At 73.0% G+C, this 21,284-nt stretch carries 16 protein-coding genes; 9 read left to right on the top strand and 7 right to left on the bottom strand.

Features of this window, described 5'->3' with window-relative positions; genetic code table 11:
• Positions 1 to 218: 218 nt before the first annotated feature.
• Both QFZ64_RS15570 and QFZ64_RS15565 read left to right on the top strand, forming a co-directional pair.
• Positions 219 to 2,579 carry a PQQ-binding-like beta-propeller repeat protein gene (locus QFZ64_RS15570; RefSeq protein ID WP_307066127.1) on the top strand — a complete coding sequence of 787 codons (2,361 nt, stop codon included), beginning with the start codon at positions 219 to 221 and terminating at the stop codon, positions 2,577 to 2,579.
• Between the two features lie 82 nt (positions 2,580 to 2,661).
• The gene (locus QFZ64_RS15565; protein WP_307066125.1) at positions 2,662 to 3,282 is read left to right on the top strand and encodes a hypothetical protein; all 621 of its coding nucleotides are present in this window, start codon (positions 2,662 to 2,664) and stop codon (positions 3,280 to 3,282) included.
• Positions 3,283 to 3,486: 204 nt separating this feature from the next.
• Here QFZ64_RS15565 and QFZ64_RS15560 read toward each other — a convergent pair whose 3' ends face one another.
• Entirely contained in the window at positions 3,487 to 3,678 is a 192-nt protein-coding gene (locus QFZ64_RS15560) for a hypothetical protein (RefSeq protein WP_307066123.1), read from the bottom strand.
• Positions 3,679 to 3,953: 275 nt separating this feature from the next.
• The gene (locus tag QFZ64_RS15555; RefSeq protein ID WP_307066121.1) at positions 3,954 to 6,905 is read right to left on the bottom strand and encodes an AfsR/SARP family transcriptional regulator; all 2,952 of its coding nucleotides are present in this window, start codon (positions 6,903 to 6,905) and stop codon (positions 3,954 to 3,956) included.
• A 244-nt stretch (positions 6,906 to 7,149) separates the two neighbouring features.
• Here QFZ64_RS15555 and QFZ64_RS15550 point away from each other — a divergent pair, with 244 nt between their 5' ends.
• Entirely contained in the window at positions 7,150 to 7,656 is a 507-nt protein-coding gene (locus tag QFZ64_RS15550) for a DinB family protein (protein WP_307066119.1), read from the top strand.
• Positions 7,657 to 8,011: 355 nt separating this feature from the next.
• On the opposite strand, the gene QFZ64_RS15545 is transcribed toward QFZ64_RS15550, so the two are convergent.
• Positions 8,012 to 8,206: a hypothetical protein gene (locus QFZ64_RS15545; protein ID WP_307066117.1), complete on the bottom strand. Its 195-nt coding sequence runs from the start codon at positions 8,204 to 8,206 to the stop codon at positions 8,012 to 8,014.
• Positions 8,207 to 8,388: 182 nt separating this feature from the next.
• Between QFZ64_RS15545 and QFZ64_RS15540 the strand changes: the two genes are divergently transcribed.
• The gene (locus tag QFZ64_RS15540; RefSeq protein WP_307066115.1) at positions 8,389 to 9,333 is read left to right on the top strand and encodes a DUF389 domain-containing protein; all 945 of its coding nucleotides are present in this window, start codon (positions 8,389 to 8,391) and stop codon (positions 9,331 to 9,333) included.
• A 339-nt stretch (positions 9,334 to 9,672) separates the two neighbouring features.
• The gene (locus tag QFZ64_RS15535; RefSeq protein WP_307066113.1) at positions 9,673 to 12,279 is read left to right on the top strand and encodes a bifunctional FO biosynthesis protein CofGH; all 2,607 of its coding nucleotides are present in this window, start codon (positions 9,673 to 9,675) and stop codon (positions 12,277 to 12,279) included.
• A 48-nt stretch (positions 12,280 to 12,327) separates the two neighbouring features.
• Here the strand turns inward: QFZ64_RS15535 and QFZ64_RS15530 are convergent, their stop codons facing one another.
• On the bottom strand, positions 12,328 to 12,945 hold the full coding sequence (locus QFZ64_RS15530) for a TetR/AcrR family transcriptional regulator (RefSeq protein ID WP_307066111.1): 618 nt from the start codon (positions 12,943 to 12,945) through the stop codon (positions 12,328 to 12,330).
• Positions 12,946 to 13,050: 105 nt separating this feature from the next.
• Here QFZ64_RS15530 and QFZ64_RS15525 point away from each other — a divergent pair, with 105 nt between their 5' ends.
• From QFZ64_RS15525 to QFZ64_RS15515, 3 genes are all read left to right on the top strand, one after another.
• Positions 13,051 to 14,016, top strand: coding sequence for an amidohydrolase family protein (locus tag QFZ64_RS15525; protein WP_307066108.1), 966 nt, complete (start codon positions 13,051 to 13,053; stop codon positions 14,014 to 14,016).
• A gap of 109 nt (positions 14,017 to 14,125) precedes the next feature.
• Entirely contained in the window at positions 14,126 to 14,365 is a 240-nt protein-coding gene (locus tag QFZ64_RS15520; RefSeq protein WP_307066106.1) for a hypothetical protein, read from the top strand.
• Positions 14,366 to 14,470: 105 nt separating this feature from the next.
• On the top strand, positions 14,471 to 15,586 hold the full coding sequence (locus QFZ64_RS15515; protein WP_307066104.1) for an ADP-ribosylglycohydrolase family protein: 1,116 nt from the start codon (positions 14,471 to 14,473) through the stop codon (positions 15,584 to 15,586).
• Between the two features lie 189 nt (positions 15,587 to 15,775).
• On the opposite strand, the gene QFZ64_RS15510 is transcribed toward QFZ64_RS15515, so the two are convergent.
• The 3 genes from QFZ64_RS15510 to QFZ64_RS15500 all read right to left on the bottom strand — a co-directional run bounded on the left by QFZ64_RS15510 (position 15,776) and on the right by QFZ64_RS15500 (position 18,338).
• Positions 15,776 to 15,985: a DUF397 domain-containing protein gene (locus tag QFZ64_RS15510; protein ID WP_307066102.1), complete on the bottom strand. Its 210-nt coding sequence runs from the start codon at positions 15,983 to 15,985 to the stop codon at positions 15,776 to 15,778.
• 249 nt (positions 15,986 to 16,234) lie between these two features.
• Positions 16,235 to 17,104, bottom strand: a complete 870-nt coding sequence (locus tag QFZ64_RS15505) for a helix-turn-helix transcriptional regulator (protein WP_307066101.1) — start codon at positions 17,102 to 17,104, stop codon at positions 16,235 to 16,237.
• A 484-nt stretch (positions 17,105 to 17,588) separates the two neighbouring features.
• The gene (locus tag QFZ64_RS15500) at positions 17,589 to 18,338 is read right to left on the bottom strand and encodes a GPP34 family phosphoprotein (protein ID WP_307066099.1); all 750 of its coding nucleotides are present in this window, start codon (positions 18,336 to 18,338) and stop codon (positions 17,589 to 17,591) included.
• 219 nt (positions 18,339 to 18,557) lie between these two features.
• On the opposite strand from QFZ64_RS15500, the gene QFZ64_RS15495 reads away from it, so the two are divergent.
• Positions 18,558 to 21,029: a D-alanyl-D-alanine carboxypeptidase gene (locus QFZ64_RS15495; protein WP_307066097.1), complete on the top strand. Its 2,472-nt coding sequence runs from the start codon at positions 18,558 to 18,560 to the stop codon at positions 21,027 to 21,029.
• Positions 21,030 to 21,284: the final 255 nt, after the last annotated feature.

Raw genomic sequence — 21,284 nt, 5'->3', positions numbered from 1 at the left:
GAACAGTGAGATCCGCCGTGACGTTCAATGGACGCGCGGGCGGGGCGGTACCCAGACCTTTTGTCCGACACACCCCGTTCCGCCCGTGGGTTCGCCTCAGGGGCTCCGGACAGGAAGAATCAGGGTGCGTGCCGCCATGGCGGTGCGGTGGTGAGACGCTGCACGGGGTCGCGTACTGGACGAGGGTGACGCGGGCCGTACGGGGAGGTGGCAGGCAAGTGGTGGATCAGCTGACGCAGCACGATCCGCGGCGTATCGGTCCGTTCGAGGTACTCGGACGGCTGGGCGCGGGCGGCATGGGGCTGGTCTATCTCGCGCGCTCGGCATCGGGGCGGCGCGTGGCGATCAAGACGGTGCGCACGGAACTGGCCGAGGACCAGCTCTTCCGTGTGCGCTTCACGCGCGAGGTGGAGGCGGCCCGCGCGGTCTCCGGCTTCTACACGGCCGCCGTGGTCGACGCCGACCCGCGCGCGGCGGTGCCCTGGCTGGCCACCGCCTACGTGCCGGCGCCCTCGCTCGAGGAGATAGTGAACGACTGCGGGCCGCTGCCCGCCCAGGCGGTGCGCTGGCTGGCCGCCGGTGTCGCCGAGGCGCTCCAGTCGATCCACGGCGCGGGGCTGGTCCACCGCGACCTGAAGCCGTCGAACGTCCTCGTCGTCGAGGACGGGCCGCGGGTCATCGACTTCGGTATCGCCTCCGGCGTGTCGAACACGCGTTTGACGATGACGAATGTCGCCGTGGGCACCCCCGCCTACATGTCGCCCGAGCAGGCCAAGGACTCCCGCAGCGTCACCGGCGCGAGCGACGTGTTCTCGCTCGGCTCGATGCTGGTCTTCGCCGCCACCGGCCACCCGCCCTACCACGGCGCCAACCCGGTCGAGACGGTCTTCATGCTGCTGCGCGAGGGCCCGGACCTGTCCGGGCTCCCCGACGAGCTGCGCCCGCTCATCGAGTCCTGCATGCGGATGGAGCCCACCGCCCGCCCCAACCCGGCCGACCTCCAGGCCCAGCTCGCGCCCCATCTGTTCGGTGCCGGTTCCGACGACAGCGGCACCGCCTCGGCGTGGCTGCCGGAGTCGGCCGTCGGCCTGATAGAGACCAGGCGCGGCGGACGGACGACGGTACGGCCCCCGGCGCCGCCCGCCCCGCGCGGTGGACCGCCCGTCCCGGTGGTGCCGCCCCCGCCCTCCCACGACCCGGCCCCGGTACCGCTCCCGGCGACCGCCCCGGGCCCCGGCGGTGCGCCCGACACGGGTCCGGTGCGGCTCGCGGGCGTCCCGGTGCCGATCGGGCCCGGGCCGCGCGTGGCGGACATGCGGGCCACCGCGATAAAGCCGCTGCCGCCCGAGTCGGCGCTCACCGCGAGCTGGTCCAAGCCGCGCCCCGGCGTCAACGGCGCCGACCCGGCCCCCACGGCCGCCCCGCCCGCCCCGCCGGAGGCCGCGCCCGCCGGCTGGCGGCCCTGGCGCTTCCGCATGTCCAACGACGTGTGGGGCACCCCCTCCGTCGCCGGCGACCTCGTCTACGTCACCTCCTTCGAGGTGCACGCGCTCGACGTCGCCACCGGCCGCCGCCGCTTCAAGACGCGCGACGTCGCCTGGTCGATGACGGTCGCCGACGGCCGTATCCACGCCTCCGACGGCCCGACCCTCGTCGCGCTCGACGCCCGTGAGGGCGGCGACCTGTGGCGGGTCTCCACCGACGCCTGGGTCTACTCGCTCCAGGCCGACCGCGGCACGGTCGTCACCGGCACCCGCGGCGGCGGCGTCCAGGCGTGGGAGGCGTCCACCGGGCAGAAACTGTGGGAACTGACCGGCGCGCAGACCGACTTCGAGGCCCCCGAGGCGGGCCCCGCCGTGCACGAGGGCACGGTGTACGTCTGGAAGGACGCCCGCCTGCGCGCGCTCGAGGCCCGCACGGGCGAGGAGCGCTGGTCGTACCCGATCGGCGACGCGGCGTCCTGCGGGGGAGTGCCGGTGCGGCTCGCGCACGCCTCCGACGGCCGCGTGTACGTCTCGGCCGGCACACGGGTGATGGCCATCGACGTGGCCGGCGGCCATGTGCGCTGGCACTTCGAGGCGCCGGCCGTCTTCCTGTGCCCGCCCGTGTTCGCCCCCGGCCCGGCGGTCACCGGCGGCGGCGTCTACCTCGCCGACTACCTCGGCACCGTCTACGCCCTGGACGCCACCGACGGCCGCGACCGCTGGCGGATCGCCACGGAGGCACGCGCCTCGATCGAGCCGGTGCTGGTGGCCGACGGCCATGTGCACGTCGGCAGCGGCAAGGGCCTGTACACGCTGGACGCGGTGACCGGCACGCCCAAGTGGCGGTTCCAGGCGGGCGGCGACGTCGTGGGCGCGCCGGTGGTCGCGGAGGGCCGCGTCCACTTCGGCTCCACGGACCACCTGCTCTACACGCTCAAGGCCGACGACGGCCGGCTGCGCTGGAAGCTGGCGACGGGCGGGGAGATCACCGGCTCGCCGGTGGTGCGGGACGGGGTGGTGTACGCGTGCAGCAAGGACCGGTGCGTGTACGCGCTGGACGCGGAGAAGGGGACGGGGACGGCGCGTACGGCGTGACGTGCCGTGCCGTTCCGTGCGCCGGCTTCGGCGTCCCGGAGGCGCCCCTGACGGAGTGCCGGGCAGGCCCTAGGGTGAGGGCATGCGTATACGGGGGACCACACTCAGGCTTGCCGCTGTCTCGACGCTCGTCGTCCTCGCCCTGACCGGCTTCTCGAGCCGGCACGGCGGCCACGGACACGGCGGCGGAAGCGGCGGCGGCTGCAGCAGCTCCAGCCAGGACCACGACAGTTCCTCGTCGTCCTCGTCGTCCTCGTCGTCCTCGTCGTCCGGCGGCGTGTCCGAGGACGACAGCTACGACGACAGTGACGACAGCTACGGCACCGGCAGCGGCGGCTCGTACGGCGGTGGCTCCGGCGGATACCGGTACCGGGACCGCTACCACGACGATGACGACGACAACCGCGGCGGCAGCGGCAGCGCGAAGTCCCTCGACGACGCCACCGTGAAGCTGGTCGGCTGCGCGACCGCGAGCAAGCCGTACGCGACGGTGCGGGTGACCAACCCGAACGGCAGGAAAGGGACGTTCAGCGTCGCTGTCTCCTTCGAGGGCACCCGAGGTGTCGGGATCGACGTCGGGCGCACGAAGGTCGACGTGCCGGCAAACGGCTCGGTGACGGCAAAGGTGAGACTGACCCTCAGCGGCGTCGCGGCCAAGATCGAGGAGTGCGACCCCGAACCGAAAGCCCCGCAGGCCCGCTGAGCCCGCGCCCGGCACGGACCCACCGGTCCGCCCGTCGGCGCACCGTCCCGCGGACGCACTTCGGCCCCGGCGTCTCCCCAGACGCCGGGGCCGATCCCCGTGTGGGTCCCTCCCCGTTCGGGACCCTGTTGCGCCCGGCCGCGGCGCGCTCCCCCAAGCGGCGCCGCGGCCGGTTTCCCCCCGTGCGGCAGAGGTCCGGTCGGATCAGGCGGGCTCGTCCGTGGCGTGGACGTTGTCCGTCGAGGCCTCGCCCGAGTCGTCCAGCCGCTCCGGCTCGATGGTGGCGTGGACGTTCTTCGCGGCCACGGGCTCGCCGGTCGCGTGCACGTTGCCCTGCGGCGCGGCCGTCGGCTCGCCGGTGGCGTGGACGTTGTCCGTGGTGTTCTCGTCGCTCATTTCGAGTTCCTCCCCTGAAAGTTCCGGAACAACTGTGCGGTGGCGGCGGGGCCCGCCCGGCAACTCCCCCGTGGGCTGCCGGACGGCCCCCGCCCGGCCGGTGCACCATGGGTGCCCGGCCGCTCGCCGCTCCGCCTGCCCCCCGACGCGGCGGCTCGACAGGTCGAGCATGCCGTACGGCGATAAACGAACGATGAACGCCCGCCGCCGGCGGCCGACCGACCCGCGGGCTCCGGCCGACGCGCCCCGCACGGCCCGGCCGTCCGCCTCGCGGTTCAGGCGACCGACGCCGGTTTCAGCAGGCCCCGTACCTCGTCCGCCTCCGGCGCGCCCAGCGCCTCGAACAGGTCGAGCGCCTCGCGCCAGCACACCTGCGCGCGGCCGTGCTGCCCTATGCCGTGCAGCGCCCGTCCGAGCACGGTGAGGACGTTGCCGCGCCGCCAGTCGCCGCCGATGCCGCGCAGCAGCGTCAGTGCCATCTCCGCGTTCGAGGCGGCCTGCGCGGGCCGGCGGGCGGTCAGGTCGAGTTCGGCGAGCCGGAACAGGGTCATGCCCTCCCACAGCCGCTGCCGGCTGTCCCGGAACACCAGCAGCGCCTGCTGCAGGCAGTCCGTGGCCTCCGTCAGCTTGCCGCTCGCGGTCAGCGCCAGGCCCAGCGCGTAGCGGCCGTTGGCGCCCTTGAGCGCGTGCCCCATGTCGTCGTACATCGCCGTGCCCTGGCGGGCCAGGGCGACCGCGCCGGCGGTGCGGCCGGTGGCCAGGTGGATGCGGGAGAGGTTGCACAGCGCGCTCGCCTCGCCGGGCCGGTCGCCGAGCGCGCGGAAGTTCTCGATGGCGCGGGTGAAATGCTCCTCGCCCTCGTCGTGACGGTTCTGGTAGAGCGCGACGACCCCGCTGATGTTCGAGGACCAGCAGGCGGTGAGCGGGTCCCCGGCGGCCTCGGCCAGCTCGGTGGCCTGCCGGGCCTCCTCCACCGCCACGTCGAAGCGGCTGCCGGAGATGTGGTGCACGAACGCCAGCGCGGTGAGCGCACGGGCCTGGGTGCGCGCGTCCCGCGTCTCCTCGGCCACGTCCCGCAGCAGCGCCGCGACCGCCTTGTACTCGCGGGAGTTGGCGCCCGACTCGGCCAGGTCGACCGCCGCCCACAGCACGTCGGCGGCCCGGCGCAGGGTGCCGGGGCGGGCGGACTGCCGTACGCAGGCCAGCAGGCAGACGGCCTCCGAATAGAGCCAGTCCTGCGCGGCGTGCCGGTCGGAGAAGGACAGCCCCGGGTACTCGGCCGGCTCCAGGTGGTCCATGAGCCGGTCGCCGGGCCGCTCGATGGCGTACACGCCCGCGACCGTGGCCAGGTAGAAGTCGAGCAGCCGGGACAGCGCCTCGTCCCGCTCGCCGGGCGCGCTCTCGTCGCGTTCGGCGCAGGAACGCGCGTAGAGCCGGACGAGATCGTGGTACCGGTAGCGGCCGGGCGCCGCCGATTCCAGCAGGGACATGTCGACGAGGGACTCCAGCAGGTCCTCCGTCTCCTCCACCGGCAGATCCAGGACGGCGGCCGCGGCTGCCAGCGAGAGGTCGGGGCCGTCGGCCAGGCCGAGCAGCCGGAAGGCGCGGGCCTGGGCGGGCTCCAGGGCGCCGTAGCCGAGTTCGAAGGTGGCCTTGACCGCGAGATCCCCGGCCCGCAGCTCGTCCAGCCGGCGGCGCTCGTCGGCGAGCTTGGCCGCCAGCACCGACACCGTCCAGGTGCGGCGGGCCGCCAGCCGGGAGGCGGCGATGCGGATGGCGAGCGGCAGGAAGCCGCAGGCGGCGACCACGTCGAGCGCGGCCTCCCGCTCACCGGCCGCCCGCTCCACGCCGATGATCCGGGTGAACAGCTCCAGCGCCTCGTCCGGGGCCATCACGTCCAGATCGACCAGGTGTGCCCCGGCCAGGTCGACCATGCGGATGCGCGAGGTGATCAGCGCCGCGCAGCCCTCGGTGCCGGGCAGCAGCGGGCGGACCTGGGCGGCGTCGCGGGCGTTGTCGAGCAGGACCAGGACGCGGCGGCCGTCCAGCAGCGAGCGGTACAGGGCCGACCGCTCGTCGAGGGAGTCGGGGATCGCGGAGTCGGCGGTGCCGAGCGCCCGCAGGAAGGAGCCGAGGACGGTCTCCGGCTCGGCGGCGCGCGGGCCGGCGCCCTGGAGGTCGACGTAGAGCTGGCCGTCGGGAAACGCGCCGCGCGCCTGGTGCGCCACGTGCACGGCGAGGGTCGTCTTGCCGACGCCGCCGATGCCGGCCAGCGCCGAGACGGCCATCACCCGGCCGCTCGCGTCCGCCGCGGCGAGCACCTCGCCCAGTTCGGTGACGAAGGACGAGCGGCCGGTGAAGTCGGAGACGCTGGCCGGGAGTTGGGCGGGGCGCACGGGGGCGGCGGCCGGCTCCTCGGCGGGCGCGGAGGGCTCGGCGAGGGCGGGGTCGGCGCGCAGGATGCGCTGCTGGAGCTCCCGCAGGCCGGGGCGGGGGTCGACGCCGAGTTCCTCGGTGAGCAGCCGGCGCGTGTCGGCGTACACCGCGAGCGCCTCGGCCTGCCGGCCGCTGCGGTACAGCGCCAGCATGAGCAGTTCGCGCAGCCGCTCGCGCAGCGGGTGGGTGGCGGTCAGCGCGGTGAGCTCGGAGACGGCCTCGCCGTGGCGGCCCTGCTCCAGGTCCATGTCGAGGCGGGACTCCAGGTGCTGCAGCCGCCACTCCTCCAGGCGGGTGCGCTGGGTCTCGGCGTACGGGCCGGGTACGTGGGCGAGGGACTCGCCGTCCCACAGGGCCAGCGCCTCGTCGAGCAGTGCGCGGGCCCGGCTCAGGTCCCCGGAGGACCGCGCCTTCTCGGCGTCGGCGACGAGTTCCTGGGCGCGCAGCAGGTCCAGCTCGTGGCCCTCGGACAGCCGCAGCGCGTAGCCGCCGGACTCGCTGTGCAGCACCTCGGCGCCGAGGATCTTGCGCAGCCGGGAGGCGTAGGTGCGGACGGTCGCCAGGGCGCGGGAGGGCGGTTCGTCGCCCCACAGGGCGTCGATCAGCTCGGAGGCGGTCGCCGTGCGGCCCTCGCGCAGCAGCAGCGCGGCGAGCTGGGCCCGTTGCTGGGGCGAACCGGTGGGCAGCAATTCGTCGCCGCGCCAGGCACGCACCGGGCCCAGCACGCCGAAGCGCAGTGCCGCCGTCTCCCGGGCCCACCCCTGCTCCGGCACCCGCGAACCACCGTCCATCGCCGCCTCCGCCCCCCCTGTGTTCCCGACATCACGTCAACGAGGCAAGTCTGCCTTGTCCTTGGCGAATGCGTCAGCCGTGGGAGACCGCGATCACAGACCGCCGCGCGGCACACCACACAACCCGCACGCCCTCCCCACACCTTCGCGCCCGGGCGGCGGGTCCGGGGCACCCGGGCCCCGGGTGTGTCGGGTCGACGCAAATCGGGTCGACACCGGCGCGGTGTTCGAGCATGCTCGCGCGATGACCCGAATCGACGACACGCCTTCCGCCTGGGACGAGCGCACCCAGCTCACCAGGTTCCTCGACTACGCGCGGGACACCGCCCGCTTCAAGTGCCAGGGCGTCTCCGCGGAGAACGCGCGCAGGGCGCCCCTGCCCGGCTCACCGCTGATGACGATGAGCGGAGTGATCAACCACCTCCGCTGGGTCGAGTACTACTGGTTCCGGGTGGTCTTCCTCGGCGAGGAGGACCAGGGCCCGTGGACCGACGAGGACCCCGACCGCGAGATGCGCGTCGCCGTCGACTTCCCCCTCCCGCAACTGCTCGACGAGTACGCCGAACAGAGCGCCCGCCACCGCGAGCTGGTGGCCGGGAGGGGTCTGGACGACCGGGCGGCGCGGCCCGTCCGCGACGGCCGGCACGTCGACCTGCGCTGGATCCTCCTCCACCTCACCGAGGAGACGGCCCGCCACAACGGCCACCTGGACATCCTGCGGGAGATCCTGGACGGCACGACCGGCGACTGACAACTGTCCGGCCGCTCATGCGACTGTCGCCCGGTCGGGGCGTCGTCCCGTCCCTGGGGCGAGGCGAACGCGGTGATCTGTCGGACGGTCCGCCTCCCCTCCCTTTCCCCCCGGGGACGGCTGCGCGGCCAACGCGTCGATCGTGGAGAGGTACTCCTCGGTGGCCACGGACGCAGGCGGGGGGCCGGGCGGGCACCCGCCACCGACCGTTGCGCGGCGACCGCCGATCGACCGGTCAGCGGATCGGCGGCGTACCGCTGGAATGCGCTGGTGACACGGAAACGGAGGTCGGTGGCTCGGGCCATGATCGGTACGGCTTCTCCGGGCGACGGCCGTGAACGGTGATTCCCCCGCTTCACCCGGTACCGGCGGGGTGCCTACAGGTGAAGACGGCGCGCAGCCCGATGTCCACGGCCTCTATGACGCGTTCGTCCACCGGTCCCAGATCTTCGGTGAACCGGGGCGCGGACAGGGTGCGGAATTCACCCAGCACGATGGTGCCGGCGGAAGGGGAGCTGATCGGAATGTCGACGAGAGTCGCCTCACGCACCTGCTGCGGATGGACCAGGACGCAGGTGGCGGCCTTGTTCCGCGCCAGAAGTTCCCAGCCGGTTTCGGCCGAGCCGCATGCTGTCGACGCGCCTGTGGCGACGGCGACGGCGACGGCGACGGCGGCGACAGCGACAGCGACGGGGGGACGGCGACGGCCGACCGCCCGGCTACGCTGCGGGCATGCTGCACCTACGACTGATCACCCCGGCGGGGTGGACCGAGAACGTGGTCCGGGTGATCGGGGAAACCGTCGGCACCACACACCTCGTGGTGCTCCCGGGCGTCGCCCGCGATCCGGCCGGGGACGTCGTGATGTGCGACGTGGCACGCGAGGCCGGTGACGAACTCATCGGCTCCCTACGGGAGATGGGGCTCGACGAGGTCGGTTCGATCGCCGTGGGGTCCATCGACCTGTCGTTGTCCCGGCGGGCCGACGAGGCCGAGAAGGACGCGCCGGGCGAGGGCGCGGACGCGGTGCTGTGGGAGCAACTGAGCGACGCCACCCACGAGGAGTCGACGCTGTCGGCCACCTACGTCGCCTTCCTGACCCTGGCGACGATGATCGCGGCCTGCGGTGTCGTCCTGGACAACGCCATCCTGATCGTCGGCGCGATGGCGGTAGGCCCGGAGTTCGGTCCGCTGGCGGGGCTGTCGACCGCGATCGTACGGCGCGCCCCGCGCCTCGCCGTACGCTCCCTGGTCGCCCTGCTCGCTGGCTTCGCCGCCGCGATGGCACTGACGGTCGGCTTCAGCCTGCTGATGGACGCCCTCGGGCTGATCAGCGAGGCAGCGCTGGAGAGCGACCGGCCCAACACCGGGTTCGTGTACGCCCCGGACGCCTTCTCCTTCGTGGTGGCCGTCCTGGCCGGTATCGCGGGCACGCTGTCCCTGACCTCGGCCAAGTCCGGCGTCCTGGTGGGCGTCGCCATCTCGGTCACCACGGTCCCCGCCGCCGCGAACGCCGCCGTCGCCCTGAGCTACGGCGACACCGGCCAGACGGCCGGCTCGACGTATCAGCTGCTGCTGAATCTCCTGGGGATCGTGGTCGCCGGCACCCTGACCCTGCTGACCCAGAAGTGGCTGTGGGCACACACGCGCTCTCGAGAGGGCGCGAAGCTCTCATGACCTTCGCGAACTGCGTGATCCGACGGGCGGCAGGTGCTTGTGGGGGTGCCGGGGCATGGGCGAGGCAGCCTGTGCTCATGGTGTTGTGACGATCAAGAGCCCCGGGAGGCCTCTGCCGTCAGCATCGATCAAGAGCCCCGGAAGGCCTCTGCCGTCAGCATGGATTCATCGGTGTTCCAGGACGAAGCACGTCGCACAGTGCCTCTCGTGCGCGCCTCCACTCGGCATCCCGAAGACGCCGAGCAGCCGCATCCCCCTGGGTGCCGACGGCCCCCGCCCCGCCGCGTCCGCCCCCTCCGCCGCCGTTCTCGCTGATCACCCCCTCCGTATGCTCGGAGGATGACGACTTCCGCGACCTCCGGGACCGGACACCCCACCGAGAACTCCATGCGTCGCGCCCTCAAACGCGCCCGGGACGGCGTCGCGCTCGACGTCGACGAGGCGGCCGTGCTGCTGCGGGCGCGCGGCGCCGCGCTCGACGACCTCGTCGCCTCCGCCGGACGCGTGCGCGACGCGGGGCTCGAGGCCGCCGGCCGGCCCGGTGTCATCACGTACTCCAAGAGCGTCTTCATCCCGCTCACCCGGCTCTGCCGGGACAAGTGCCACTACTGCACCTTCGTCACCGTCCCGGGCAAGCTGCGCCGGGCCGGGCACGGGATGTTCATGTCGCCCGACGAGGTGCTGGACATCGCCCGCAAGGGGGCGGCGCTCGGGTGCAAGGAGGCTTTGATCACCCTCGGCGACAAGCCCGAGGACCGCTGGCCCGAGGCCCGCGAATGGCTCGACGCGCACGGCTACGACGACACCCTCGCCTACGTCCGCGCCATCTCCGTCCGCATCCTGGAGGAGACCGGGCTCCTCCCGCACCTCAACCCGGGCGTGCTGAGCTGGACCGACTTCCAGCGGCTCAAGCCGGTCGCGCCCTCGATGGGCATGATGCTGGAGACCACCGCCACCCGCCTGTGGTCCGAACCCGGCGGCCCCCACCACGGCTCCCCCGACAAGGAACCCGCCGTCCGCCTGCGGGTCCTTGAGGACGCCGGACGCTCCTCCGTGCCCTTCACCTCCGGGCTGCTCATCGGCATCGGGGAGACCCACGAGGAGCGCGCCGAGTCGCTGTTCGCGCTGCGCCGCGTCGCCCGCGCCTACCACGGCGTGCAGGAGCTGATCATCCAGAACTTCCGTGCCAAGCCCGACACCGCGATGCGCGGCATGCCGGACGCGGAACTGGACGAACTCGTCGCCACGGTCGCCGTCGCCCGGCACCTCATGGGCCCCTCAGCCTGCCTCCAGGCCCCGCCCAACCTCGTCGACGACGAGTACGAACGGCTCATCGCGGCCGGCATCGACGACTGGGGCGGCGTCTCCCCGCTCACCGTCGACCACGTCAACCCCGAACGCCCCTGGCCGGCCATCGACCTGCTGCGCGAGCGGTCCGCCGCCGCCGGGTTCACCCTGCGGGAACGCCTCTGCGTCTACCCGGAGTTCGTGCGCCGGGGCGAACCCTGGCTCGACCCCCGGCTGCGCCCGCACGTGGCCGCCCTCGCCGACCCGGAGACCGGGCTCGCCCGCGAGGACGCCCTGCCGCGCGGACTGCCCTGGCAGGAGCCCGAGGAGGCGTTCACCTCCTCCGGCCGGACCGATCTGCACCGCACCATCGACACCGAAGGCCGCACCGCCGACCGCCGCGACGACTTCGACGAGGTCTACGGCGACTGGGGCGCCCTGCGCGAGGCCGCCGCCCCCGGCATGGCCCCCGAGCGCCTCGACACCGATGTGCGGGCCGCCCTCGCCACGGCTGCCGACGACCCGACCCGGCTGACCGACGACGAGGCCCTCGCCCTGCTCCACGCCGACGGCCCGGCCCTCGACGCCCTCACCCGCATCGCGGACGACGTGCGCCGCGCGGCCGTCGGGGACGACGTCACCTACATCGTCACCCGCAACATCAACTTCACCAACGTCTGCTACACCGGCTGCCGTTTCTGCGCCTTCGCCCAGCGCCGCACCGACGCCGACGCCTACACCCTCTCCCTGGACCAGGTCGCCGACCGCGCACAACAGGCCTGGGAGGTGGGCGCGGTGGAGGTCTGCATGCAGGGCGGCATCCACCCCGACCTGCCCGGCACCGCGTACTTCGACATCGCGCGGGCCGTCAAGGAACGCGTTCCCGGCATGCATGTGCACGCCTTCTCCCCGATGGAGGTCGTCAACGGCGCGACCCGTACCGGCCTCTCGATCCGCGAGTGGCTGACCGCCGCCAAGGAGGCCGGCCTGGACTCGATCCCCGGCACGGCCGCCGAGATCCTCGACGACGAGGTCCGCTGGATCCTCACCAAGGGCAAGCTGCCCACGGCGACCTGGATCGAGGTGATCACCACGGCGCACGAGCTGGGCATCCGCTCGAGCTCGACGATGATGTACGGCCACGTGGACCAGCCCCGGCACTGGCTCGGCCACCTCCGCACCCTGGCCGGCATCCAGCAACGCACCGGCGGCTTCACGGAGTTCGTCACCCTGCCCTTCATCCACACCAACGCCCCCGTCTACCTGGCCGGGATCGCCCGCCCCGGCCCGACGATGCGGGACAACCGGGCCGTCACCGCCATGGCCCGCCTCCTCCTGCACCCGCACATCCCCCACATCCAGACCAGCTGGGTCAAGCTCGGCACCCAGGGCGCCGCCGAAATGCTCCGCTCCGGCGCCAACGACCTCGGCGGCACCCTGATGGAAGAGACCATCTCGCGCATGGCGGGCTCCTCCTACGGCTCCTACAAATCCGTCCGCGACCTGACCGCCGTCGCGGAAGCGGCCGGCCGCCCGGCCAGGCCACGCACCACCCTGTACGGCGAGGTCCCCCAGGAACGGCAACAGGCGGCCGCCACCTCGGACGGCCACCTGCCACAGCTGCTGCCGGTACTGGACCAGGGCCTGTCACACACCTGAGAGGGGGTGTGAGCCTGCCGAGGGCGGCAGGCTCACACCGGGCGGGTCTCACGCACCGGCACCGCGCGAGTGCGCGTGCAGCAGGCGCAGCACGGAGTCCAGGGCCTGTTCCAGTCGCGCGACCGACCGGGACGCCTGCATGAGGACCAGGCCCCCTTGCACGAGGGACAGGACGGTGGCCGCGAGCTGCCGCGCGTCCGTGCCGGCCGCCAGGTCCCCGTTGTCGCGCATGGTGGCGATCCCCCGTTCGAAGGCGGCGGCCCAGGTGTCGAATCCGGCCTCCATCAGCCGCGCCGCGGCCGGGTCGTTCTCCGCCAGCTGCGGCACGAGCGAGCCCAGGGGGCACCCTCCGGCCGCGCCGCGGGCCGTGTGCACCGCGAGCAGGTGATCCCGCCACCGCTGCCAGGACTCCCAGGAGTCCAGCGCCCGCAGCGCCGGGCCCTGGTCGTCCAGGGCCCGCCGCGTCTGGCGCTCCACGACCGCTCTCAGCAACTCGGCCCGCCCGCCGGGGAAGTAGTGGGCGATCTGGCCGTGGCTGGTCGAGCTGGCCGCCCGTACGTCGTTGATGCCCACCGATGCGATGCCGCGCTCATGGATCAGCTGCGCGGCCGCGTCGATGATGCGGGACCGGGTGGCGGTTCCCTTCGCCGTCCAACTTGCAGACACGTCGCCTCCTTCGGGGACAGCCTACCGATTTTTCTGGTGTTGCCTACCCAGAAATCTGGTGCTAGCTTTTTTGGGTAGATCGATCCAAAAAATGGAAGGCGGCCCATGCCCAAGATCGACGTACACACGCACTTCCTGCCGGAGCCCTACATCGAGACCCTGGTCCGGCACGACATCAACTGGACCGGCGGAGTCGACCTCGACCCGTGGACCCCGGCCGCCCACCTGCGCTTCATGGACGACTGGGGGATCGACGTCGGCGTGCTGTCCTGCCTGGCCGAGACCGGGGTCTACTTCGGCGACCAGCGGGAGGCCGACGAACTGGCGAGGAACGTCAACGACATCGGTGCCGACGTCGTCCGGCAGTACCCGCGGCGCTTCGGTGTGTTCGGCGCGGTGCCGCTGCCGGGCGTGGACTCCGCCCTGGCCGAGCTGGACCACATCTACGACGACCTGGGCCTGGACGGGGTGTACCTGGTGTCCCAGGTCGACGGGACCTACGTGGGCGACCCGAAGTGGGAAGCGGTGTACGACGCGCTCGACAAGCGGGGCGCCACCGTCCTGCTGCACCCGGTGGAACCGAAGCAGACGCCCGACCTGCCCTGGCAGCACTGGATCGGCGAGTACGTCTTCGACACCACGCGGGTCTTCATGACGCTCGTGTTCCACGGCGTGCTGGACCGCTACCCCCGCATCAACTGGATCCTGTCGCACGGCGGGGGCACCGTCCCCTACCTCGGCCACCGGTTCGCCGCGGCCCCCCGGGTCGTCCAGGCGTACCGCGAACTGGTCCGCCGCCCCATCCCGGAGTACCTGCGCTCCGTCTACTACGACGTGGCGGTGGCCGACTCCCAGGTCCAGATCAACACGCTGGTCGACGCCGTGGGCACCGACCGCATGCTCTTCGGCACCGACTGGATCTACGCCGACAAGCTGTTCGACCACACGCGGACCGGCGAACACGACCTGACGCGCCTGCTCGGCGCCGACGCCGCACGACGCGTCGGGAGCGACAACGCGCTCCGCATCCTGCCCCGCCTCGCGGAACGCCTCGCCGCCGCCCCGCGCTGACGCCGCCCGCGTACACAGCCCCCGTATGCCGGTGGTGGGGGCCGGCCCTGCCGAGCAGGCCCCCGCCACCGACATCCGCTCGTCTCTCACCGGAAGGAGGCTCCCCGTCGTGGTTCCGACCCCGGACGTCGCCTCCGCGCGGCGTCGGCTTCCGGCCGTGGGCACGGCCGTGGGCACGGCACTCACGTGCTTCTACGGCCTGGCGGGCGCCGTGGGCCTGACCATGGGCACGACCGCCGCCACTCGTGGCGCCGCCCTGCTCCCGGCGCTGGTCTGTGCCGTTCGCCTCGTCCTCCTGCCCCGCCTCCGCCGATCTCGGCGGCGCGTCCCCGGCGCCCCACCCCCGTGATGTGGGGGTGTGGCGCAGGCCCACCGGTGTGCCGAAGCGCAGCGTCCGCGTTCGATTACAGTGCCGGACGTCGGGCATGCGGGCGGCGGCCGTGAGGAGGCCTGAGTGGGGGCGACAGCCGGTGCCGTCTGGGGCCGTACCGAGCAGCAGGACTTCCGCAGCCGGGTACGGGGAACGCTGCTCGGCGTCGCCCTCGGCGACGCGCTGGGCACCCCGCTCGACGCCCTGTCCGCGGACCGCGTCCGCGAGGAGTACGGCGCCCAGGGCCCCGCCGAGCTCGCCGTCCACCACGGCCGGCGCGGCACCGTCTCGCACCTCACCCAGCTCACCCTGTTCACCGTGGACGGGCTCATCCGCGCCCAGGTCCGCCGGGACACCGGCGCCTGGCACCCGCCGACGGACCTGCACCGCGCGTACCGCCGCTGGGCGGCCACCCAGCACGACTGGGGCCCGGACGAGCGGCGCACGGAGGACGGCTGGCTGGCGCGCGAGGAGTGGCTGTACGCGCGCCGCGCCCCGACCCGTGCCTGCCTGCTCGGCCTCGGCGACGACGTGATGGGCACCCCGGCCGCGCCCAAGAACCCCGCGGCCGCCGGCCCCGAGGCGGTGGCCAGGTCGGCGCCGTTCGGACTGCTGGTCGGGTGGGAGCCGCAACTGGTGCTGCAACTCGCCCTGGAGTGCGCCACCCAGACCCACGGACACCCCACGGCGTACCTCGCGGCGGGCGCGTACGCCGTCGTCGTGCACGCGCTGGCGCGCGGCGAGGACGTGGACGCGGGGGTGCGGCGGGCGCTGCACCTGCTGTCGGCACGGCCGGGGCAGGCGCCGGTGGCGGAGGCGTTGAAGCGGGCGCTGGGGGCGGTGCGGCAGGGGTTGCCGTCGTCGGGGCGGGTGGCGGAGCTGGCGGACGGGGGGTCGGCGGAGCGGGTGCTGTCGGCGGCGGTGTACTGCGCGCTGGTGGGGGAGGACGTACGGCACGGCCTGCGTCTCGCGGTGAGTCACGGGGGCGCTTCGGGGGTGGCCGGGGCCCTGGTGGGCGGCATGCTGGGGGCGCTGTACGGGGAGACGGCACTGCCACCGGCGTGGCTGGCGGAGCTGGAGGGGCGGGCGACGATGCTCGTCCTGGCCGACGACTTCGCGATGGAGATGACCCAGGGCCCCTCCCTGCACACCCCGACGGACGCGGCACCGGGCTGGCTCGCCCGCTACCCCCGGGCGTGACGGAGCCCGGCGGACGTCCGCCGGGCGGGATGCCGGGCGGGATGCCGGGCGGGGCGCCGGGCAGGGCGCCGGGCAGGGGAAAGCCCCCTCGGCTGGGACGGCGGCCAGTCGAGAGGGCGTCAGCGGTGGTGCTGGTGCGTTGGTGCGTCGGTGCCTGAAAAAGACGAAGCCGACGTCGGTGAGGTGCGCTCAGCCGAAGTCCGGTGTGCGCCGGCCCACCTCCGCCACGAAGGCGTTCCACGCGTCCGCCGGGAAGGCCAGGGCGGGACCCTGGGGAACCTTGGAGTCCCGTACGGCCATTGCCGCCGGGACCGGGGACTTGACCTCGACGCACGCACCGTTTCCCGTGGAGTACGTGGACTTGGTCCAGGTCTCGGTGGCGCCTTGCTGAATTGCCATGTTCGCTCCGCTACTGCTGTTCGGCCGGTCGTGGTGTGCTGTCACCGCGCCGCGGGGCCGCCTCGCGGGCCCATGGCGCGGTTCACGCCAACATTGCTGTTCCATTGGCGTGATCGACGCTACTCGTCACGCTCGGCGGGCGGAGCGATCGTTCACTCGACCGGGTGGCATATTCCAGAGAGACTTCCGCTGGAGCCACCCAGGGTGTACCGTGCCGCCGTTTCTCGCCCCGCGTCCCGGAAGGACGCCTCAGTCCGAGTACTCCTGCGCGTACCGCTTGGCGATCTTCGAGATGACCTCACGGGACTGCTCCACGTTCAGCGCCTGCGCCCGCAGATGCTCGTACATGACGCTGTACTTCTGCACGTCCGCGGCCTTCTCCAGGTACAGGTCGCTCGTGACGCCCTCGATGTAGACGACGCTGGAGTCGGCCGTGTCCGGGAACTCCAGGATCGCGTACTGCCCGTTGAGACCGGGGTGCGCGCCCATCTCGAAGGGGATCACCTGCACGGTGACGTGCGGAAGTCGGGACTGCTCGACCAGATGCTCCAGCTGCTCCCGCATCACCAGCCGGCTGCCGACCACCCGGTGCAGCGCGGCCTCGTCGAGCACGGTCCACAGGCGCAACGGGTTCTCCGGCGCGGAGATTCGTTCCTGCCTGCGCATCCGCACCCGCACCCGCTTGTCGATGTCCGCCTGCGCGGTCTCGGGCAGCGCGCCCGCGATCAGCGCCTCGGCGTACGGGCGGGTCTGCAGCAGTCCGGGGACGACCTGGGGATCGTAGATGCGCAGCGAGGCCGCGTCCGTCTCCAGGCCGATGTAGACGCTGTACGGGATGTCGCCGAAGGAGTGCCACCAGCCCTGCTGGCGGGAGTCCTTGGCCATCTGCATCAGCGAGTCGACGATACGGACGTCCTCGACCTCGTACACCCCGCACAGATCCCGCACGTCGCGCTGGCTGATGCTGCGCCGTCCGTTCTCCAGACGGCTGATCTTCGACTGCGAGACCAGCAGCCGCTCGGCCACCTCCTCGGCCGTCATGCCCTTCAACTCGCGGAGCCGGCGCAGCTCCTGGCCCAGCCGGCGCCGCCGGACGGTGGGATTGACATTGGACGCCACGGGACGTGCACCTCCGGCTGCCTGCAAGGCTGACTATGCGTATCTGCTGTTGAGCAGATTGCCACCAAGGTGCTCATCACCGCTGGCAAACGGTGGATGTGCGGCACGTACACGCCAGTTCGGGACCCCACACGCCCGGGTGGGCGCGCGGGTCCGCGAGACCCGTGCGCGCCCACGAGACCCGTGCGTGCCCGCGCGGGGGCGGCGAGGTCGTGACGCTTCTCCGGACGTGGACGGGTCCGGCGACGTACGGCCGTGCCGCCCTCGCACGGGGCCGCGGCTCCCGAACGGGTCGGGTTGTGGGGACCGCGAGAAGGCGGTCCGGACATGCCCTACGGCCCCGTGGGCCATGTGTCATGTGGCCTGAGGTCGTGTGGCCTCCGGGTCATGCGGCCTGAGGTCGTGTGGCCTCCGGGTCATGCGGCCTGAGGTCGTGTGGCCTCCGGGCCGTGTGCCGCGCGCGGTGGCGTGTCGGGTGTCCGTGTCAGTGCGCCACCACGCGTTCCATGGAGCCGCGGTGCGGCTGCATAGGTACCCCGCGCGCGGGCTCCGCCGGTCCGGCGGGACCACCGGCCGGCCGCCCGTTCGGCTGGCCCCGGCGTGGCTGTCCGGCGGCCCCGTTCTGGACGTCCATCACGGCGTGCGCCACGAGTCCGCCCATCGGGTCGTGCCGGATCAGGTCCCGCAGCCGGGAACGCGACGAGCGTCCCTCGTTGCCCGGGTACAGGTGCTTGCCGAGACCGACCGCGTGGGCCAGCGCGGCGAGCGCCGCGGTCCGCGGGTCCGGCGGTACGCCGGTGCGGATCGCCGAGTCCAGCCGGGCCCTGATCTCCCGGCTGATCTCGTTGTCCGTCGCCTGGTAGCGCGTCGTCGGCAGCACCCCGCACATCTGGCCCGCCACGGCATGCACCATGCCGCACCGCTCCAGGTGCGAGAGATACGTCTGACGCAGCCCCAGCCGGGGCCCGCCTATCCAATGGACCGCGCGTACCGGAGCGCCGCGCCTTCGCAGCAACTCCAACGCGCAGTCCAGAGTCGGATCTCCTGTCGGCCGTGGTACCACCACGGCGATACGATCCCCGTCCGGGGCTATCCGTCCGGCCAGCGCCAGCTCCACTAGCTGCGCTCCGGCCAGACCCAGGTCGAGCGACTGCGGCTGCGCAGTGGTACCCGTGGCCGGGTCCAGTGCGAGCAACAGAAGCTCCTCCGGAAGTGTTCTGCGGCTCCTGCCCATCCATGCCTCCCCGCGTGGATGAATGACAGGGTGACCCCTCTCACATTGGTCTGTCGAGGGTGCGTGACCACTTCGTAGTGGAACCAGTAGGTATGTCGTTCTCGTCTACACCAGGGGGCAAGCCCCCACACAGGACACTGGTACATGGTTCGGACAGTGGTGTCCGGGCGGCGGTTCACGGTTCGGGTTCGGGTCAGGGCGCACGGATGAGTGTGCGCGATGGAGGAGGCATCGGTGGCGGGCGAGTCCCCCGACAGGTCGAAGCAGCACGAGTCGTCGAAGGAGTCGACGTCGGGGAGTGGGTCGGCGGTTCCGGGCCCGGCCCGGCCGTCGGAATCCGGGGCGGCTGCCGCTCCGGCCGATCCCCGTCTGACGGTGGCCCGCGAGCGGGTGCGGGTCGACCAGGCGACAGCGGTGTTCTCGACACGCGCGCTCAAGGAGGCCGTACGGCCCTCCGGCGCGGCGGACGGCGACACGGAGGGCGCCGACGGGGCTGACGGTGCCGATGGGGCGTCGGGGGCCTCCGGGGCGTCAGGTGGCGGCTCTGAGGGCTCCGGCGGGGCCCGGAAGCCCGAGGGGACCGACGAGGAGGACCGCAAGGCCGCGGTCGCGTCGTGGGTGCGGAGCGCGAACGGGGACGCCGAGGCCGACGGTGACGGCGAAGTCGATGGCGCGGCGGAGGACGGGGCGGCCGAGCCGGCGGACGCGGTCCCCGCGGAGCCCGAGCCGAAGCTGCGGCCGAAGACCGAGCAGCCGGAACCGAAGGCCGCACCGAAGCCGGCGTCGGAGCCGGGCACCGCGGACGAGGGCGCCGACAAGACCGGCAAGGCTGACAAGACCGGCGAGGCCGATGGAAGCGGCGCGACCGACGCCACCGACGCGACCGGCGCCACCGGCGCCACCGGCAAGGACGCCCCGAAGCCCGCCGTCGATCAGGCCACCGCCGTCTTCAAGGCGCCGCGGCCCGCAGTGGACCGGCCCACCGCCACGCTGAAGCGCCGGGACACCGGAGCCGGTAAGGACGGCTCCGGCAAGGACGGCTCCGGCAAGGACGGAGCCGGCAAGGACGGGTCCGCGGACGAGGCGTACCGCAAGGACACCAAGACCACCTCCCTGCGGAGACCCAAGGACTCCGAAGCCGCTGCTGCCGCCACCGACTCCGACTCCGACTCCGAGGAGCGGAAGGCCGAGCGCACGAGCAGATTCGTCCCGCTCAAGTCGCCCGACGACCCGGAGGCCGGCAAGCCGCGCCCGACGCCCACGGCGTCCGCGGGCCGGACGGACACCAAGGGAGCCGGAGCCGCCAAGGGCGCCAAGGACGCCAAGGCGGCCGCCACCCCCGTCCCGCCCGCCGCCCCGACCGCCTCGCTCCCGCGGGTCGGCCCCGAGCGCACCACCCAGCAGCCGCTGCCGCCGAAGCCCCCGCTCGACCTGCTCGCCGAGCTGACCAACACCCCGCCGCCCGCGGAGACCCCGACGCGCACGTTCGTGCGGCGGATCAAGATCTGGACGCCGGTGGTCGTCCTCCTCGCGATCGTCTTCGCGGTCGCACAGAGCCTGCGCCCGCTTCCCGACCCCGCGCTGGACCTCACCGCCCAGTCCGGCTATGCCTTCAAGGGCAGCGCGACGGACATTCCCTGGCCGTCCGAGGGCCAGGCCGCGCTGGACGTCCTGGGCATCGGCTCGTACGGGTCCTCGGGCGAGCAGAAGCCGGTCCCGATCGCCAGCGTCACCAAGGTCATGACGTCCTACCTCATCCTCAAGAGCCACCCGCTCAAGGGCGGCGAGGGCGAGAAGATCAAGGTGGACCAGACGGCCGAGGACCAGGCGACCGCGGACGGCGAGTCGACGGTCAAGGTGCACGCCGGTGACACGATCACCGAGAAGGAGGCCCTGCAGGCCCTCCTCATCGCCTCGGCGAACAACGTGGCCCGGCTGGTGGCCCGCTGGGACGCCGGTTCGGAGAAGGCGTTCGTCGCGAAGATGAACACCACCGCCAAGCAGCTCGGCATGACGAACACGACGTACACCGACCCCTCGGGCCTGGAGAAGACGACCGTCAGCACCGCCGTGGACCAGGTCAAGCTGGCCAAGGCCGCGATGAAGGACAGCTCCTTCCGGCAGATCGCGGCGATGATGGAGTACACCGACTACAAGGGCGACAAGCACAGCAACTGGAACCGCCTGGTCGGCTACAACGGCGTCGTCGGCATCAAGACCGGCACCACCACGGCCGCGGGCGGCAACCTGGTCTTCGCGGCGGTCAAGAAGGTCGGCGGCGAGACCCGCACGATCGTCGGCGCGGTGCTGGGCCAGGGGCCGGGCGGCTCGGACAACACCATCCTCAGCGGTGCGCTCGACGCGAGCGACAAGCTGATCAGGGCGGCGCAGGGCTCGCTGGAGTCGGCGACGATCCTGAAGAAGGGCACCGTCGTCGGAGCCGTCGACGACGGTCTCGGCGGCCGGACGCCCGTGGAGATCACCAAGGACGTCAAGGCGGTCGGCTGGGCGGGGCTCACCGTGAAGCTGAAGTTCGCCGCGGACGAGCTGCCGCACACCGCGAAGGCCGGCGCCAAGGTCGGCTCGCTCACGGTCGGTGACGGCACGGGCAGCGCGGTGAAGGTGCCGGTCACCCTCCAGCAGGACCTCGCGGAGCCCGGCTTCACCTCGAAGCTGACGCGCGTGGGCTGATCGCCAGACCCGTCGTCGCACCGTTCTTCCCCGCTCCCGTCCCCCGGGCCACCGCCGTGTGGTGCGGACGGAGGCGGGGAAGACGTGTGTCACGGAGGGTGGCGCGACGGCTTCTCCGAGGCCCCGCTCCCGTCCCGGGCGGGGGTGCGGGGTCCCGTCCGATGGAGGCGGCGGGGGCCGTGCGTGCTAGCGTCGCGAGACCGGGGGAGTGGACGGGCGGCGGGGCCCGACGGAACGAAACACAGGAAGACGGGA

The sequence above is a fragment of the Streptomyces sp. B3I8 genome (genome assembly GCF_030816915.1).
GTDB lineage: Bacteria > Actinomycetota > Actinomycetes > Streptomycetales > Streptomycetaceae > Streptomyces.
This window is presented reverse-complemented; position numbering and strand designations above follow the sequence as displayed.

Bases quoted from the DNA above. Each gene is read 5' to 3' on its own strand.
- QFZ64_RS15550 (WP_307066119.1), top strand. From the start codon at position 7,150: ATGACCCGAATCGACGACACGCCTTCCGCCTGGGACGAGCGCACCCAG.
- QFZ64_RS15495 (WP_307066097.1), top strand. From the start codon at position 18,558: ATGGAGGAGGCATCGGTGGCGGGCGAGTCCCCCGACAGGTCGAAGCAG.
- QFZ64_RS15555 (WP_307066121.1), bottom strand. From the start codon at position 6,905: ATGGACGGTGGTTCGCGGGTGCCGGAGCAGGGGTGGGCCCGGGAGACG.
- QFZ64_RS15565 (WP_307066125.1), top strand. From the start codon at position 2,662: ATGCGTATACGGGGGACCACACTCAGGCTTGCCGCTGTCTCGACGCTC.
- QFZ64_RS15500 (WP_307066099.1), bottom strand. From the start codon at position 18,338: ATGGGCAGGAGCCGCAGAACACTTCCGGAGGAGCTTCTGTTGCTCGCA.
- QFZ64_RS15510 (WP_307066102.1), bottom strand. From the start codon at position 15,985: ATGGCAATTCAGCAAGGCGCCACCGAGACCTGGACCAAGTCCACGTAC.
- QFZ64_RS15540 (WP_307066115.1), top strand. From the start codon at position 8,389: ATGCTGCACCTACGACTGATCACCCCGGCGGGGTGGACCGAGAACGTG.
- QFZ64_RS15535 (WP_307066113.1), top strand. From the start codon at position 9,673: ATGACGACTTCCGCGACCTCCGGGACCGGACACCCCACCGAGAACTCC.
- QFZ64_RS15525 (WP_307066108.1), top strand. From the start codon at position 13,051: ATGCCCAAGATCGACGTACACACGCACTTCCTGCCGGAGCCCTACATC.
- QFZ64_RS15560 (WP_307066123.1), bottom strand. From the start codon at position 3,678: ATGAGCGACGAGAACACCACGGACAACGTCCACGCCACCGGCGAGCCG.